This window comes from Maribacter ulvicola (assembly GCF_900155985.1).
Taxonomy (GTDB): domain Bacteria; phylum Bacteroidota; class Bacteroidia; order Flavobacteriales; family Flavobacteriaceae; genus Maribacter; species Maribacter ulvicola.
In genome coordinates, this window is the sequence record NZ_FTMA01000001.1 from 96140 (window position 1) to 111692 (window position 15553).

The 15553-nt window shown below is 37.0% G+C and carries 11 protein-coding genes; 2 read left to right on the forward strand and 9 right to left on the reverse strand.

Annotated elements, in window-relative coordinates:
- Window positions 1–102: 102 nt before the first annotated feature.
- The 6 genes from BW936_RS00370 to BW936_RS00395 all read right to left on the reverse strand — a co-directional run bounded on the left by BW936_RS00370 (window position 103) and on the right by BW936_RS00395 (window position 10968).
- Window positions 103–2502 (reverse strand): ABC transporter permease, encoded by a 2400-nt coding sequence (locus BW936_RS00370; protein ID WP_076546348.1) that lies wholly within the window; start codon window positions 2500–2502, stop codon window positions 103–105.
- Between the two features lie 67 nt (window positions 2503–2569).
- Entirely contained in the window at window positions 2570–4918 is a 2349-nt protein-coding gene (locus BW936_RS00375; RefSeq protein WP_076546349.1) for an ABC transporter permease, read from the reverse strand.
- Window positions 4919–4963: 45 nt separating this feature from the next.
- Window positions 4964–7381 carry an ABC transporter permease gene (locus BW936_RS00380; protein WP_076546350.1) on the reverse strand — a complete coding sequence of 806 codons (2418 nt, stop codon included), beginning with the start codon at window positions 7379–7381 and terminating at the stop codon, window positions 4964–4966.
- A gap of 195 nt (window positions 7382–7576) precedes the next feature.
- A complete protein-coding gene (locus BW936_RS00385) occupies window positions 7577–8272 on the reverse strand; it encodes an ABC transporter ATP-binding protein (protein ID WP_076546351.1) in 696 nt (231 codons plus the stop codon).
- A gap of 59 nt (window positions 8273–8331) precedes the next feature.
- Window positions 8332–9582: an efflux RND transporter periplasmic adaptor subunit gene (locus tag BW936_RS00390; protein ID WP_076546352.1), complete on the reverse strand. Its 1251-nt coding sequence runs from the start codon at window positions 9580–9582 to the stop codon at window positions 8332–8334.
- 39 nt (window positions 9583–9621) lie between these two features.
- The gene (locus BW936_RS00395; protein WP_076546353.1) at window positions 9622–10968 is read right to left on the reverse strand and encodes a TolC family protein; all 1347 of its coding nucleotides are present in this window, start codon (window positions 10966–10968) and stop codon (window positions 9622–9624) included.
- Between the two features lie 201 nt (window positions 10969–11169).
- On the opposite strand from BW936_RS00395, the gene BW936_RS00400 reads away from it, so the two are divergent.
- The gene (locus tag BW936_RS00400; RefSeq protein ID WP_076546354.1) at window positions 11170–12534 is read left to right on the forward strand and encodes a sigma-54-dependent transcriptional regulator; all 1365 of its coding nucleotides are present in this window, start codon (window positions 11170–11172) and stop codon (window positions 12532–12534) included.
- Window positions 12534–13880: a sensor histidine kinase gene (locus BW936_RS00405; RefSeq protein WP_076546355.1), complete on the forward strand. Its 1347-nt coding sequence runs from the start codon at window positions 12534–12536 to the stop codon at window positions 13878–13880. Before BW936_RS00400 ends, BW936_RS00405 begins: the two co-directional genes overlap by 1 nt.
- A 2-nt stretch (window positions 13881–13882) precedes the next feature.
- On the opposite strand, the gene BW936_RS00410 is transcribed toward BW936_RS00405, so the two are convergent.
- Genes BW936_RS00410 through trmB form a run of 3 tightly spaced genes read right to left on the reverse strand, consistent with a single transcriptional unit; the run spans window position 13883 to window position 15540 of the window.
- Complete coding sequence (locus BW936_RS00410) at window positions 13883–14227, reverse strand: MGMT family protein (protein WP_076546356.1); 345 nt, start codon at window positions 14225–14227, stop codon at window positions 13883–13885.
- 13 nt (window positions 14228–14240) lie between these two features.
- A complete protein-coding gene (locus BW936_RS00415; RefSeq protein ID WP_076546357.1) occupies window positions 14241–14867 on the reverse strand; it encodes a LysE family transporter in 627 nt (208 codons plus the stop codon).
- A gap of 4 nt (window positions 14868–14871) precedes the next feature.
- On the reverse strand, window positions 14872–15540 hold the full coding sequence (gene trmB, locus BW936_RS00420) for a tRNA (guanosine(46)-N7)-methyltransferase TrmB (protein ID WP_076546358.1): 669 nt from the start codon (window positions 15538–15540) through the stop codon (window positions 14872–14874).
- Window positions 15541–15553: the final 13 nt, after the last annotated feature.

Consider the following 15553-nt stretch of genomic DNA (forward strand, 5'->3'; position numbering starts at 1 on the left):
TCTCGTTTTTTAGTCCTCCCCCTAACCCCCTCCAAAGGAGGGGGATTGGCTTGGTGATTATTATTTACTCCCTTCCCTTCGGGAAGGGTTGGGGATGGGATTTTACTCCGACCGTAAGCTTTTTACCGGATTAGCCCTTGCAGATTTCACTGCGTGATAACTTACTGTAAGTATAGCAACCGTCACTGCAATTAGACCCGCCAAAGCAAACACCCACCAACTAATATCAATTTTATAGGCATACACATTCAGCCATTTATTCATGGCGTACCACGCAAAAGGTGTTGCAATTACTATGGATATCAATACTAATCTTATAAAATCTTTTGATAACAGTGTTACGATACTGGAAACCTCAGCACCTAATACTTTTCGTATTCCTATTTCTTTAGTGCGCAACATAGCGCTATACGTAGCTAAACCAAACAGACCCAAACATGCTATTAAAATTGCTAAAAATGAGAAAATGGTAAAAAGCTTTTTAAACCTAAAATCGGCTTGATACTGTTCATTGAAACTATCATCTAAAAAACTATATAAAAATGGTCTATGCGGTGCTAACTCCGCCCATTTTTGTTCAATACTGGCAATAGCCTGTTGCATATTATCCGTCTTTACTTTTAAAGATATATACCTTCCGAATCGTGAGTATCGCATGGACAATGGTGCTACTTCTTGATGAAGCGATAAATAATTAAAATCTTTTACAACACCTACAACAGTACCTTCTCTACCCCATTGCTGAAACTTTTTTCCAATGATATCGGCTGGGTCAGCATAGCCAAACGCTTTAACGGCAGCTTCATTCACAATCATTGCCTGTACCGAATCTGTCACAAATTCTCTTGAGTAAGGTCTACCCGCCACTACTTCTATTTCATAGTGAGGAATAAAATCAAAATCAATTTCATACAGAAAGGGTTCAAAGTGCTTCATACTCCCTTCAAAAGTTTCTATTTCTGTTCCTGCTGCCGGAAAATGACCACCAGGTACCGTTCTTGACCCTGCAACCGAAATGACTTCCGGTATACTTTTAAGTTCATCTTTTACCGTTTCAATGTTGTCAAGTATTTGACCATCCCAATTGAAATCTAGCACTACTTGTTGCTCATTGTCAAAACCTAAATTTTTGTTTAGCATAAACCCTAATTGAAAATACACGATAACCGTACTCGCGATCAAAGCAATAGACAAACTGAATTGAAATATCACCAAGCCTTTTCTAAGGTTCACTCCTTGTGGCGATGAGCTTATTAATCCTTTTAAGACACTGGCAGGCTTAAAGCTTGATAAAATAAACGCGGGATAACTACCTGCAAATAAACCGGTAATGATGGCTGTACCAAAATACAATGGCAACATGTAAGAGTTAAAAATTTCGTTGATATTAAATTGCTTTCCCGTAATGCTAGACAACCATGGTATACACAAAAAAACCAATACCAAACCTATAATGGCAGATATTATCACCATGACCAAAGACTCACCTAAGAATTGGTAAACAAGTCCTTTTTTATCCGCACCAATAACTTTTCTGACCCCTACTTCTTTTGCCCGCTCCATAGATCTTGCGGTAGCCAAATTCATAAAATTTATACTCGCTATTACAAGTATAAAAAGTCCGATTATGGCAAAAATGTAAATATTTGGCAGACTACCTACGATACCAGGTTGACGAACGGCACTAGATTTTAAATAGGCATCTTTTAATGGTTCAAAACTAAGATTATAGAAATACTCTTTTTCCTCTTCATCTCGGCGTTTATCTAAAAAATCTAGCATTTTTGATTGAAAGGCATCGACATTAAAATTTTCGCCTACCAAAAAATAGGTGTAAAAATCTACGTAGCCCCAAGCATCAAATATCTCGGGTCTAGATTGATAAAATGAACTCATAGAAAGCAATACATCAAAACTAAAATGTGAATTCTGAGGTACGTCTTTCATAATACCGGTAACCGTGTACTGCCCATCATTGGCCCTACCGCCAACACCTTCAATGACTTTACCCATAGGGTCCTCATTACCAAAATATTTTTTCGCAGTGGTTTCGGTCAGTACGATGGAATATGGCGCCTCTAATGCCGTTTCAGGATTTCCAGAAATCAAAGGCCAAGTAAATACATTAAAAACAGAAGCATCTACATAAAAGCAATCACTCTCTTGAAATGAATTGGAGTTGTACTCTAACAATACATCTGATCTTCCCGAAAATTGTACTTTCTCAATAACCTCTGAAAAATCTTCTTTGAGTGCTGGACCAACAGGGGCATTTCCCCAAATCCATTTATCTTTAGCATTACCAGAATCCATGTGATGCACAACCCTATAGATGTTATCTCCCTTTTCATGATAGCCATCATATGAAAGTTCGTTATTAATGAACATCAAAATCATTAGAAAACAAGCCATACCAATTGCTAGCCCGCCAATATTAATAATTGAATAGCCTTTATTCTTAGTTAGGTTACGCCAAGCGATTTTTAGATAGTTTTTGAACATGATTCTCGTTTTTTAGTCCTCCCCCTAACCCCCTCCAAAGGAGGGAGATTGGCTTGGTGATTATTATTTACTCCGTACGCAAACTCTTTACAGGATTTACCCTTGCTGCATTGATAGCTTGAAAACTGATAGTAAATAAAGCTATTACTATAGCTACTGCCCCAGCTATAACAAATGCCCAAGCATTAATGGTTACACGATATGCATACCCTTCTAACCAGTTTTGCATCAGTAGCCATGCAATGGGTATGGCGATGATAATTGCTATAAATACCAATTGCATAAAATCTTTTGACAATAAACCTACAATACCTGTAATGCTAGACCCTAATACCTTACGCACTCCTATTTCTTTTCTGCGTTGATCTGCTGTAAAGGCTGATAAGCCGAACAACCCTAAACAAGATATTAGAATGGCAAGCAATGCGAATACTTGAGAGAGATTACCTATCAACTTTTCACTTTTAAACTTGGCATCATAGGTGTCATCTACAAATTTATATTCGAAAGGAAATGCGGGGTTAAATTTTTTCAACGATGCCTCCATTGTTGACAATGCCGCTGTTGTTGCTACGCCCGGCTTCGCTTTTACATACATAAAACGTGCTTGACTAGGATCATTAAAAAATATGACGGGGTCACTAGAGCCATACATATCGTCATAGACATAATCTTTTACTACGCCTATTACTGGGTAATCCTCTTCTATAGTTTTACCAATAGCGCTGCCGCTGCCCATTAATTTTGCGAACGATTCACTTACAATAATGTTGACACTGTCTTGAGCGGGATTATTACTAAATCCTCGTCCTTCAATAATTTCCAATCCTGCAGTATTGAAAAAATCTGCAGTAATATCACGTACAGATACCAATACATCTTCGGTATCTACACCGCCTTGCCAACTTAATCCCGATGTATTATTTCCCCCGGATAAAATATCGGAATTTATGAGTCCGATACTTTCTATCATCCCCGCAGCTTTCATGTCTGCTTCTATAGGATTGAAGTTTTTAATCATATCTCCGGTAACGGGAATCTTCACTAGATTTTCTTTATTGTAACCCAAATCGCGCCCTTTTACATGTTGCACTTGTTGGTAGACGATAATGGTACATATGATAAATACGATGGATACTACAAATTGTGTCGTTACCAATCCTTTCCTAATAAACGATGCGCTGCCTTTAGTTCTACGTGCTCCTTTCAACACATCTACAGGTTTAAAAGAAGACAAATAGAACGCCGGATACCAACCCGCGACAATACCACATAGCAATGTAATGCCAACCAAGGTCAACATATGGGTAGGGTTGAACAAACTAAAATCTAGCTGTTTATCTATCATCATATTAAACTGTGGCACCAACAATTTTAACAAGACTACACTAAGTACAGCAGATAATGTTGCCGTAATTACAGCTTCTGCCATAAACTGAGATATTAAACCATTTCTTCCTGAGCCCAATACCTTACGTACACCCACCTCGTTTGCTCTTTTTTCACTTCTAGCAGTAGCCAAGTTCATAAAGTTGATACAGGCTATCAATAAAATAATGATAGCAATTAGGCTGAACAGTCTTACATAAGTTATTTGCCCTCCTATATTTTTACCGCCTTCAAATACCGACCTTAAATGCCAATCTTTCATAGAAAACAAAAAGGCTATGGTTTCATCATCTTCCGTTTTCATAGGAAGTATTGCTTTTACTTTATTATTGACAACTTCAAAATTTGCCTCTGGAGAAAGTTCAACAAAAGTGTCTGAAAAATTGGCTCCATACTCCTTTACCCATTCATTATCTTTTGCAAACCGCTCAAAAGGAACAACCCAGTCAAAACTATAGGTTACATTATGTGGTAAATCTTCATAAACTCCTGAAACGGTATAACTTGTTTCGTTGTTTATTTTAATTACTTTGTTAATGGCTGAAGTATTTTCTCCAAATAATTGGGTAGCCGTTTCTTGTGAGATGACCATGGCATCTACATCATTAAAAGCTGTTTCAATATTACCTTCTACAAATAAGAGACTGAACATGCTCAAAAAATCTGGGTCGGCATATCTTCCAAATTTATTAATGGATGTTTCTCCTACTTGAAATAAAAAATCTTCTCCTTTTGTTCGTGCAGACCCAACAATGCCTGGCACTTCATCTTTTAAAACTTCTACTAACGGACCGGGAGTCGCCTGAAAAAATGTTCGCCATTCCCCTTCGTACTCTTGATTGGTCGGTACATAATACACTACATCTTGCTTCTCAAAATTAGCATCATAACCAACCTCATCTTCTACCCAAAGCAAAATCATTGCAGCACAGGTAATGCCTATTGCCAAACCAAATATGTTCAGCATGCTATAGCCTTTGTTCTTCCAAAGGTTTCTCCAAGCGATTTTTATATAGTTCTTTATCATAATGTTCTTTTTACTCCCTTAAGAGAAGGAATGAGAATTAGACAATTATTCTTTGCGTAAACTTTTCAATGGTTGAATCAATGCTGCACCAATAGATTGATAACTGATAGTCAATATGGCAATAGTCAACGCTATACAGGCAGCAACAAAAAATATGCTCCAACTGATAGTGATATGATAGGCGAAATCTTCTAACCATCGGCTCATCATATACCAACCCACAGGAATGGCAATTACGATTGACACCAATATAAGCTTCATAAAATCTAGCGTTAGCAACTGGTAAATACTTTTGAAAGGCGCACCTAATACCAAGCGGATACTGATTTCCTTTTTTCGTTGTTCTACCATAAAGGCGGACAATGCAAACAGCCCCAAACAGGCTACCAATATGGCGAATAGTGCAAAGCTGTTGAATATTTTTCCCATGCGTTCAACATCATCATGCATGCGACTGAATTCTTGGTCTAAAAAACTATAGTTGATAGATTGACTAGGAACATTTTTATCCCAAACCGATGCTATAGATGCCAATGCTTCGTTCACATTTCCTTTCTCCAATTTAAGCGATATAGCTCCTAAATCTTTACCGATTACCAATGACAATGAGGAAATATCTTCTTTTAAAGATTTGAAATGAAAATCATCCACGACCCCGATTATCGTAAATAATTGACCATTATTATTAATCTCTTTACCGACAGCATTATCCAAGCCAAGCTCTCGCTGCATGTTGGTATTAATAATAATGGAATTCAAAGAATCTGAAGCAAACTGCCTAGAAAAATCCCTGCCCGATTTTACCGTAATTCCCAAGGTTTTAATATAATCGTAATCTACTCGCCAAATTTGAGCAGGTATGCCTCTACCTTCCTGCCCTTCATCTTTTCGTCTAAATGTATTACCGTTTCTACTGCCGCCATCTACCGGTAAATAATTAGATATGGTCGCCGATTTTACCTGTGGTAATTGCAGTAACTGTTCTTTAAAATTTTCGGCGCTATTTCCTAAAACTCCAGTTCCTTCTAAAACAACCACCTGTTCTTTATCGTAGCCCAATTCCTTTTCAAGAATGAAATTCATCTGCTGATAAATAATCAATGTTGCAATGATTAAAATTACCGATGTTGTAAATTGAAAAATAACGAGTCCGCTTCTTAATTTCCCGCTTTTACTACCAATACTTAAACTTCCTTTTAAGACATTAACCGGTTTAAAGGCTGATAAATAAAATGCCGGATACAAGCCCGCCAACGACCCTACTAAGAGTGCGGCAACCAAAATAATAGGTATAAACCACCCTGCCGACCATGGCATTTCTATAGTTTTTGATGCGATGGTATTAAAAGAAGGCAACAACGCCCATGCTAGTAACACACCGAGTATAAATGACACAAAACTGAATAAGATAGATTCTGTCATGAACTGGGTTACCAAATTGCTTTTATATGCGCCTATAGTTTTTCTAAGCCCCACTTCTTTTGCCCTGTTGGCAGATTTTGCAGTAGAAAGGTTTATGAAATTGATAACCGCCAATAGCAACACAAAGCCGGCAACGGCTGCAAAAAGCCAAACAAAACGTATATCGCCATGCTTTAGACCATCTGCCATTTTAATGTCTGAATACAGATGAATATCTGTAATCGGCTGCAATTTATATTCCATGGTTCTTAGCACATCAATAAAATCAGGGGCACGCCCTCGTTCTCTTTGTGCAGGAATAATATAATCTTCAACAATGGAAACCATTTTTTGCTCCAGTTGTTGAATATCGGTATTCGGGTCAACCAAAACATAGGTAAAGTAATTCTGGTTGGTCCAGCTGGCATTGGTGTCTTCTATAGGAAGTAAAAAATCGTACGTTATATGTGAATTTATTGGTGCGTCTTTCATGACGCCGGTTATGGTATAGGGCGTACTTGCATCATTATCCAAAATAATGGTTTCCCCTATAATTTTCCCTCCTTTAAAATACTTCGCTGCTTTTGATTCCGAGATTATAATTGTTTTCGGATTTGCTAATGCCGTTGCCGGATTACCCTGTAGTAATTGCACTTCTAAAATTTCAAAAGCTTCTTGGTCTGCGAGAAGAAATCCGTCCTCTAAGTTGTTTTGGGTTTCTCCCGCTAAGCGAATTCCACGTTTACCAGCTCCAAAAATACCCGTAGTATTAATTTTTCCAGCTTTGGTAATTTCTGGAAAATCGCTTTGCAAAGCATCGGCAAAAGGCAATTGAAAGTGCGTACTTTTCATCACTTCACCTTTGTACATTCCCTGCAACACTACACGATACAACTGGTCTTTTTTCTCGTAATGCTGATCATAACCCACCTCATTACGAATGAATAAGGCAATTAAAAGACAAGCTGCTATACCTACTGCAAAGCCACCAATTTTAATGGCAGCAAAGAGCTTATCCTTTTTTATACTTCTCCAAGCAATTTTAAGATGGTTTCTGAACATGATTTTTGATTTAAACCCTCCTCATTTCCCTCCGCAATTAGGATTACGCTAAGTATAAGCGAAGGAGAATGATTTGGTGATTGATTGATGATATTCTATTATCCGTGATTAAGGGATAAGTTTGGTTTTTTGGTTGATTATTCTTCGGCTCCGCTCAATGAACGGAATTGATAATTGATTGATGAATAAACTCCACTACATCATAGCTCCGATTGCCCTATTGGTGCTTTCGGTTACTATTTGACCATCGAATAGATTTACTACTCTGTGGGCATAATGCGAATCTCTATCCGAGTGAGTTACCATAACTATTGTGGTTCCCTCTTGGTTTAATTCGGTTAATAAATTCATTACCTCTATTCCGTTTTTGGAATCTAGGTTACCTGTTGGCTCATCGGCTAATATTAGTTTAGGATTTGTTACTACCGCCCTAGAAATGGCTACACGTTGCTGTTGACCACCCGATAATTGCTGCGGAAAATGCTTTTCTCTATGCGCTATTTTCATACGCTCTAACACTTTCATTACTTTTTCTTTGCGCTCTGCCTTACCCATTTTCAAGTAAATTAATGGCAGTTCTACATTTTCATATACCGTAAGTTCATCAATAAGATTAAAGCTTTGGAATACAAACCCTAGATTTCCCTTACGTAATTGGGTACGCTGACTTTCTTTTAATCCGCCCACTTCATTACCCGCAAAATTGTAGCTACCATCCGTTGGGTTATCTAGCATGCCAACAATATTCAATAAGGTAGATTTACCACAACCAGACGGACCCATAATTGCGACAAACTCGCCATCTTCCACTTTTAGGTTGACATTGTTCAACGCCAAGGTTTCTACTTCTTCTGTTCTAAAGCTCTTTTTTAGGTTTGTAATGGTTATCATATTCCTACTTTTTTGATTGTTATAAAGACACTGAGTTTCCCCAAATGTGACAGTTTAATTTATTTTAATACTATTCTTTCGGCTTCCCCGAAATTATCATAGTTACTTGTAATTACTTTTTCCCCAGGCTCTAAGCCTTCTAAAACTTCATAGAATCTAGAATTCTGCTTTCCTATTCTAATGTTTCTTTTGATGGCTTCCCCTCCATCTGGGTTTACTACAAAAATCCATTGTCCACCAGTGCTTTGAAAGAAACTTCCTTTTGGCAATAAAAGTGCGTCGTTAGATTCTCCCAATTGTAATTTAATATTGTAGCTCTGTCCCGAACGGATGGTTTCTGGTTTGTTATCCGTAAACACTAAATCTACCTTGAACCTACCATTTCTTACCTCTGGATATACTTTTCGTAATCGCAATGGAAATTCGGTACCGTTACGTTCCAAAACTGCCACTAAATCTCTTTTTACCCGGTCTATATAATGCTCGTCAATATCTGCTTCAATCTTATAATCAGTAAGTACATTTATCTGCCCTATTCGCTGACCCTGTGAAATACTCTGACCAATTTCGGCATCTAAAAATCCTAATTGACCATCTGCAGGAGCGCGAACATTTAAGTGGTCTAACCTTTGGTACACCATACCCAAAGTTTTTTGCATACGCGCCAAATCTGAATCTAAACCTCTTAATGATGTTTCTCTTAATTCATCATCTTGCTCGGTCTGTAGCTTTACAATCTCGTGTTGTTTCTGAGACAATTCATAGTTTTCTTTAGACAACTGAAATGCTTCTCTAGAAATTAGTTCATCATCGAACAAGGCTTTGTTCTGCTCATAATTTCGCTTTAATCGCTGTAAATCTGTACTTGCCGTTGCTAATGATTTTCTACCTTCAACCTGTCTAGAATCGAAATTCAATTTTGTAGAACGTAAATCGTTTTGCTTTAAAGCCAAGTTACTTTCGCTAGCCAAAATTTGCTCATACAAATTCATGTTTTCCAACTTCAAGATGATGTCTCCTTTCTTCACCATCGCGCCTTCTTCTATCAATTTCTCACTTACCCGACCACCTTCATAGGCATCCATATAAATAGTGGCTATTGGCGCTACATTACCATTAATAGTAATGTAGTCATCAAATTTACCTGCAGAAACCTCAGCAACTGACAACTTATCTTTTTCTGTTCTAAAAGTTGATACAGAACTGGCAAATAACAATTGGTAGCCAACAAATAGTAGCAATACACCTAATGCTATGTAGCCGTAGTGTTTTGGCTTCAATCCTTTTTTCTTTTCTAATTTTATATCCATCGTAATCTTAATTCGTTTGTTCTTTGTTGGTTGTTCGTGCTAATCTATATTGAATACTGGTAATCCTCGGTAAAAATCTAATGTGCTTTTATTGATTTCTGAACGAAGCTTTACTTGTAAATTTTCATTCTGTGCGCTGGCAAATAAATTCTTGGCGGTAAAAAGTTCTAAGGCATTTATAAGACCTTTTTCATATCGCTTTTGAGCTATGGTGAAAGCCAAGTTTTGTGCCTCCACCTTTTGGTTACTCTGCACCAACTCTACCAATAAAGAATTATAGTCCTGTACTAATTTCTGGATTGCTTGAAACAATTCTTGCTCTTGTGTCTTTAAGTTATTTTCGGCTCTTAATTTTTCAATTTTAGATTGCTTCACCCTAGATCTTACAGACCAGCCATTACTAATAGGCACATTCAAGTTTACACCAATATACTGTGATGTATTATCCCTAAACTGCTCTCTAAATGGTAACGTATTGCCCAAAGTATCTCGCGTGGTCTCAAAATAACCGGTACCTATTCCTGCGAAGAAAGAAAGCGAAGGGTATAAAGCTCCCCTTGAAACCGCTACTTGTTTTTTAGCTGCTTTAGCTCTTAATTCCTGCGCCTTTATCATGGGTAAAAATTCCCTTGCCTCTGAATAAACAGCATCAGATTTCATTTCATCGGTATCAAATTCAGATGCTAAGTCTTCAAAGTCTTTTTGAATGTTAATTTCTGATGTATGCTCCAAATTCATTTCTTGAATCAAAGTCAATTTTGCAGCCGCCAATTGATTGTTACTTTGGGTAACATTCAATTTATCCGTCAACAATAAAGACTCTGCTTCGTATAAATCCGCTCCAGCTTTTAGCCCTAGTTCTACTTGTCTTTCTACCAAGTTGTAATTAGATTGTGATACGGTTAACTGTTCATGTGATATGGCTACCAAACCTTCAAAAAATTGAATATCGTAAAAGGCTTGCATCACCCTAAATGCCAATAAATATTTTTGTTGTAACACTTCTTCTTCGGTTGCCTTGAACAACAACTTTGATGCTATAATGGAATTAATTTTCTGAAAACCCCGAAACAAATCTATAGACGATTCTAAGGAATAGTTATTGGAGTAAAAATCTTGATTTACGAACGTACCCGTATTTGGATCTTCTGCCCTACCATAATTAATACGATAACTTGAAGATGCATTTACCGATGGCAACAAATTACGAACCGATTGGCGGTAGGTTTCTCTATTAGCTTGGTTGGTATATTTAAAATCGTTCAACTGTAAATTATGCTCTAAGGCATAGGCAACACATTCATCTAATGTCCAACTATCTTGAGCCGTGATAGAACTCCAAATAAAGAGCAATAAAAGTGTCGTTATTTTAATTTTTTTGTTCATTTCTTAATTGGTATGCCATTCTCTACACCACATGTATGCCACAAACATAATGTGTTAATTTACAATGAGTTACATCTAAATACAAATCTAAATTAAATTATCAGTGTAAAAATGTTGTACAGATAATGTCAAAAATTTTTACAGTACTATGAAAATACAAATTGCTATATGTAGATTTAAAACAGTTAATAGCTAGTTGTTATGATAGATGCAAATATTCTTGTAGTTGACGATACCAAAAGTGTTCTAAGTGCTTTAGAGATTTTATTACAGTTTGAATATAAAAGTGTACAGACCATTTCTAACCCCAACCTACTGACTTCTTTTCCCAACCTAAAGGCCATTGATATCATATTATTGGATATGAATTTTTCTGCGGGAGTAAATACCGGCAATGAAGGTTTGTTTTGGTTACGCGAGATTAAAAAGAAGGCACCGCACATATCGGTCATCATGATGACAGCTTACGGTGCCGTTGAACTTGCCGTGGAAGCCATAAAAGAAGGTGCTACCGATTTTGTTCTAAAACCCTGGAACAATGAGCGACTTTTAACCACGGTAAAATCTGCCTATGAACTTAGAAAATCGCAAAAGGAGGTACAGCATTTAAAACAGAAAGAGAGTAACCTTAAACAGGTAATTAACCAGAATTCTAATTACATTATCGGCAATTCTAAAGCATTGAACAGTGTGCTTAGTCTAGTACAAAAAGTTGCCAAAACAGATGTCAATATTTTGGTTACCGGTGAAAATGGTACAGGTAAAGAACTCATTGCACGTGAGCTTCATAAATCTTCCGCTAGAAATAACGAGGTATTTATTTCGGTAGATATGGGGTCTATCTCCGAGAATTTATTCGAAAGTGAACTTTTTGGTCATGTAAAAGGTTCCTTTACAGATGCCAAAGATGATCGTGCAGGTAAGTTTGAAGCCGCCAATGGAGGTACGCTTTTCTTAGATGAAATAGGAAACCTTTCGTTACAAATGCAAGCAAAACTTTTATCTGTCATTCAAAACAGAGTGGTGGTACGTGTGGGATCCAACAAGCCCATTTCCGTTGATATTAGATTGGTATGTGCTACCAATTGTAATTTGGACCAAATGGTTGCGGACGGATTATTTCGTGAAGACCTTTTATATAGAATAAATACCATTCAAGTTCAAGTACCTGCATTACGGGATAGAGCTAATGATGTACTGGTGCTTTCAGACTTTTTCTTAAAAAAATTCGCCAATAAATACGGCAAACCTAGCTTAAAAATCAATCAATCTGCACAAGAGAAATTAATGAGCTACCCCTGGCCAGGTAATGTTAGAGAGCTTTTACATACCATGGAACGTGCGGTTATATTATCTGAAGGCAATGTGTTGAAACCAACCGATTTTCTTTTGGACACCAAAACAACCGTTACTGTAGAAGGCGGACCAAAAACTCTAGAAGAAATGGAACTGGTCATGATTACCAAAGCCCTAAACGACCATGATGGAAATTATAGTGCGGCTGCCGACCAATTGGGAATTTCTAGACAAACATTGTACAATAAACTTAAAAAATCTAGTAAATAATGGTCAGCAAAAGCATATACTACCAACTGGTTTTCAGGATTATTCTTATTGCCGTTTGTGCCCTATTCACCGCATTTTTATTTGCTAAAGAACATTATCTTCTTGGCGGCATTTTAGCATTGGTATTTATAGGACAGACCTACGGACTCATACACTACGTAAACCAGACCAATAGGAAAATAGCCTATTTTTTTGATGCCATAAAAAATGAGGATTTCACCTTACGTTTTCCTGAAAAATTGAGTGTAAAATCTATTGAAGAATTGAACCAAAGCCTGAATATGTTGAATAACATGATTCAAGACATTCATCTTAAAAAGCAAGCGCAAGAGCAATATTATCAAGAGATTTTACGCCAGGCAGATATTGGTATATTCACCGTAAACGACAAGGGACATATTTTATACGCCAACCCTACTGTGCAAGATCTACTGAATTACCGACCTTTAAATCATGTAAAGCAATTAAAACAAATAGACTCAAAGCTTTATAATTTGTTTGCGTCCCTTGAACCTTTTCCAAGTACCATTTATTCGCTGGGCAATGAACGCGGTAAAAAAGAACTTACATTAAAATGTACACCCATTTCTATTGAAGGAAAGCAACTCTTATTGGTCGTAATTCATGATATTCAAAAAGAATTGGACGATAGAGAAACCGACTCTTGGGCGAAGCTTATACGTGTACTCACTCACGAAATCATGAATACCATAACACCCATTACTTCTATCTCTGAATCTATTTTAAAATACTTTAAAAAAGGAAACGAGCTTGCTACTCCAGAAGAATTTGGAGAACTACAGATAAAAAACTCTGCCAAAGGCTTAGAAGTAATTAAGGAACAAGGGAATGATTTAATGAGTTTTGTACAGTCTTATAGAACATTTTTAAGTGTACCAGAACCAGATAGAGAATTAATACCCGCTGCCAAGATTTTAGAAAGAGTACGTCTATTGTTACATGAATACACCAACGGTCATAATATTGGTTTGGAAGTATCTTCCGAGCCTGAAAATCTAGAGCTCTATATTGATGAAAAACAAATCACACAAATATTACTGAACTTGGGCAAAAATGCCCAACAAGCATTGGCAGAACATAATAACGGAAAAATTACAATTAAAGCGGGAATAGGATCTCAAGGAAAAAAATACATAACCGTTACAGATAATGGACCGGGAATTTCCCCTGAAATGCTAGATGAAGTATTTGTACCCTTTTTTACCACTAAAAGTACAGGTACCGGAATTGGACTTAGTTTAAGCAAGCAAATCATGAGAATGCATGGAGGATCTATTCGTGTAGCATCAAATGAAAACACGACATTTACACTTGCTTTTCAGTAGTATTATAATTCTGCTTTAAGCTCTGTAAAAGGATCCCAAAAATATTTTTCAAGGTCTACTATTTGAAGCTCTTTTATGATTACCCCCTCAGATTCTAGAAGCTGTTGCATGAGGTTTGTACCATCAAAATGGTGCTTTCCGGTAAGTAATCCGGCTTTGTTGACTACTCTATGTGCAGGAATATCATCCATATTGTGCGATGCGTTCATTGCCCAACCTACCATTCTTGCACTACGGGCCGCCCCTAAATATTTGGCAATTGCCCCGTAGGAGGTTACCCGACCTTCAGGAATTAACCGTGCTACCTGATATACTCTTTCAAAGAAATTCTCATTTTCAGGTTTCATCGTATCCTAACATTTAATTAAACAATCTAAAAGCAGTGATCACAAATAACAATACCATTAATCCGCTTAAAATAAAATTACTGTTCTTGGAGAACGAGGTTGTTTTATGCTCCCATTTATTGAAATAGAATACATATAAATACATGGCAAGAAAAGTGCCGCCACCTGCTGCAATTATAAATAAGACCTCATCGATAATTCTGTAACTCATGACACCCTGAGAATGAAAAACAGTGTTTAAGCCACTGTAATAAGGTATTGCCAAAAGATTAATAAGTGCTAATAAAACGCCCTTAGAAAAGCTATTTCTCTTTTTGGCCTCAGTAAGTATCAACGGTTTATTCTCTTGCTTGCTACCTTTAATAAAAAAGACGATTGCCAATACAAAAAAGATACCTAATGCCAATTGCAGTAGTACTTCTATTACATGTTGGTTTCTTGAAATCAGTTTTGCGATCCTGACAGCCACATATGTTTGCAGCATTACGGCAAGTGCTACACCCAACCCAAATATTATTCCGTTTGCCTTCCCTTTTTCAACACTGGTCTTAGCAGCATTTAAATTAAGTAGTCCCGGTGGCAATGAGGCAAAAAAAGCAGCACCAAAAGTAAAAACAAATAAGGTTGGTAATTGTTGCATTGAATCAGTTTACCTTGAACCTAATAAAGGTAATAGGTTTTCCCTTTTCAAGATACTGATTTTCGTAGAAAGTCTGTATTTCTAACACTTCTTTTGGACTACCTTCATTTTTATACACATCATGATTGGCATAAAGCACCTCTAGACCAAGTCCGTGCAACAAGCCTAACGTATACCCGTGCATGAACTCGCTATCCGTTTTTAGATTCACGGTTCCTTCAGGTTTAAGTACTTGTTTATAGCGCTCTAAAAATACCGCATTGGTCATACGGTGTTTGGTTCGTTTATATTTTATCTGCGGATCAGGGAAGGTAATCCAAATTTCAGACACCTCTTCTTTACCAAAAAGATGGTCTACCAATTCTATTTGTGTTCGTATAAAACAAACATTGGGCAAATCTCTTTCCACAGCTTCTTTTGCACCTTTCCAAAAACGAGCGCCTTTGATATCGATACCAATAAAATTCTTGTTCGGAAATTTCCTTGCCAAGCCAACGGTATACTCTCCTTTTCCACAACCCAATTCTAGCACAATCGGGTTATCATTTTTAAAGTGTGTATTCCACTTACCCTTTAAAGGGAAACCGTCTACCACTTCTTCTCTTGTTGGTTGAATTACGTTTGAAAACGTTTCGTTTTCCTGAAATCTTTTTAGCTTATTCTTACTTCCCACAATTATCACATCT

Excerpts from the sequence above, each read along its gene's own strand:
- BW936_RS00410 (WP_076546356.1), bottom strand. The coding sequence starts at position 14,227 with ATGAAACCTGAAAATGAGAATTTCTTTGAAAGAGTATATCAGGTAGCA.
- BW936_RS00385 (WP_076546351.1), bottom strand. The coding sequence starts at position 8,272 with ATGATAACCATTACAAACCTAAAAAAGAGCTTTAGAACAGAAGAAGTA.
- BW936_RS00390 (WP_076546352.1), bottom strand. The coding sequence starts at position 9,582 with ATGGATATAAAATTAGAAAAGAAAAAAGGATTGAAGCCAAAACACTAC.
- BW936_RS00415 (WP_076546357.1), bottom strand. The coding sequence starts at position 14,867 with ATGCAACAATTACCAACCTTATTTGTTTTTACTTTTGGTGCTGCTTTT.
- BW936_RS00375 (WP_076546349.1), bottom strand. The coding sequence starts at position 4,918 with ATGATAAAGAACTATATAAAAATCGCTTGGAGAAACCTTTGGAAGAAC.
- BW936_RS00405 (WP_076546355.1), top strand. The coding sequence starts at position 12,534 with ATGGTCAGCAAAAGCATATACTACCAACTGGTTTTCAGGATTATTCTT.
- BW936_RS00400 (WP_076546354.1), top strand. The coding sequence starts at position 11,170 with ATGATAGATGCAAATATTCTTGTAGTTGACGATACCAAAAGTGTTCTA.
- BW936_RS00395 (WP_076546353.1), bottom strand. The coding sequence starts at position 10,968 with ATGAACAAAAAAATTAAAATAACGACACTTTTATTGCTCTTTATTTGG.
- BW936_RS00380 (WP_076546350.1), bottom strand. The coding sequence starts at position 7,381 with ATGTTCAGAAACCATCTTAAAATTGCTTGGAGAAGTATAAAAAAGGAT.
- BW936_RS00370 (WP_076546348.1), bottom strand. The coding sequence starts at position 2,502 with ATGTTCAAAAACTATCTAAAAATCGCTTGGCGTAACCTAACTAAGAAT.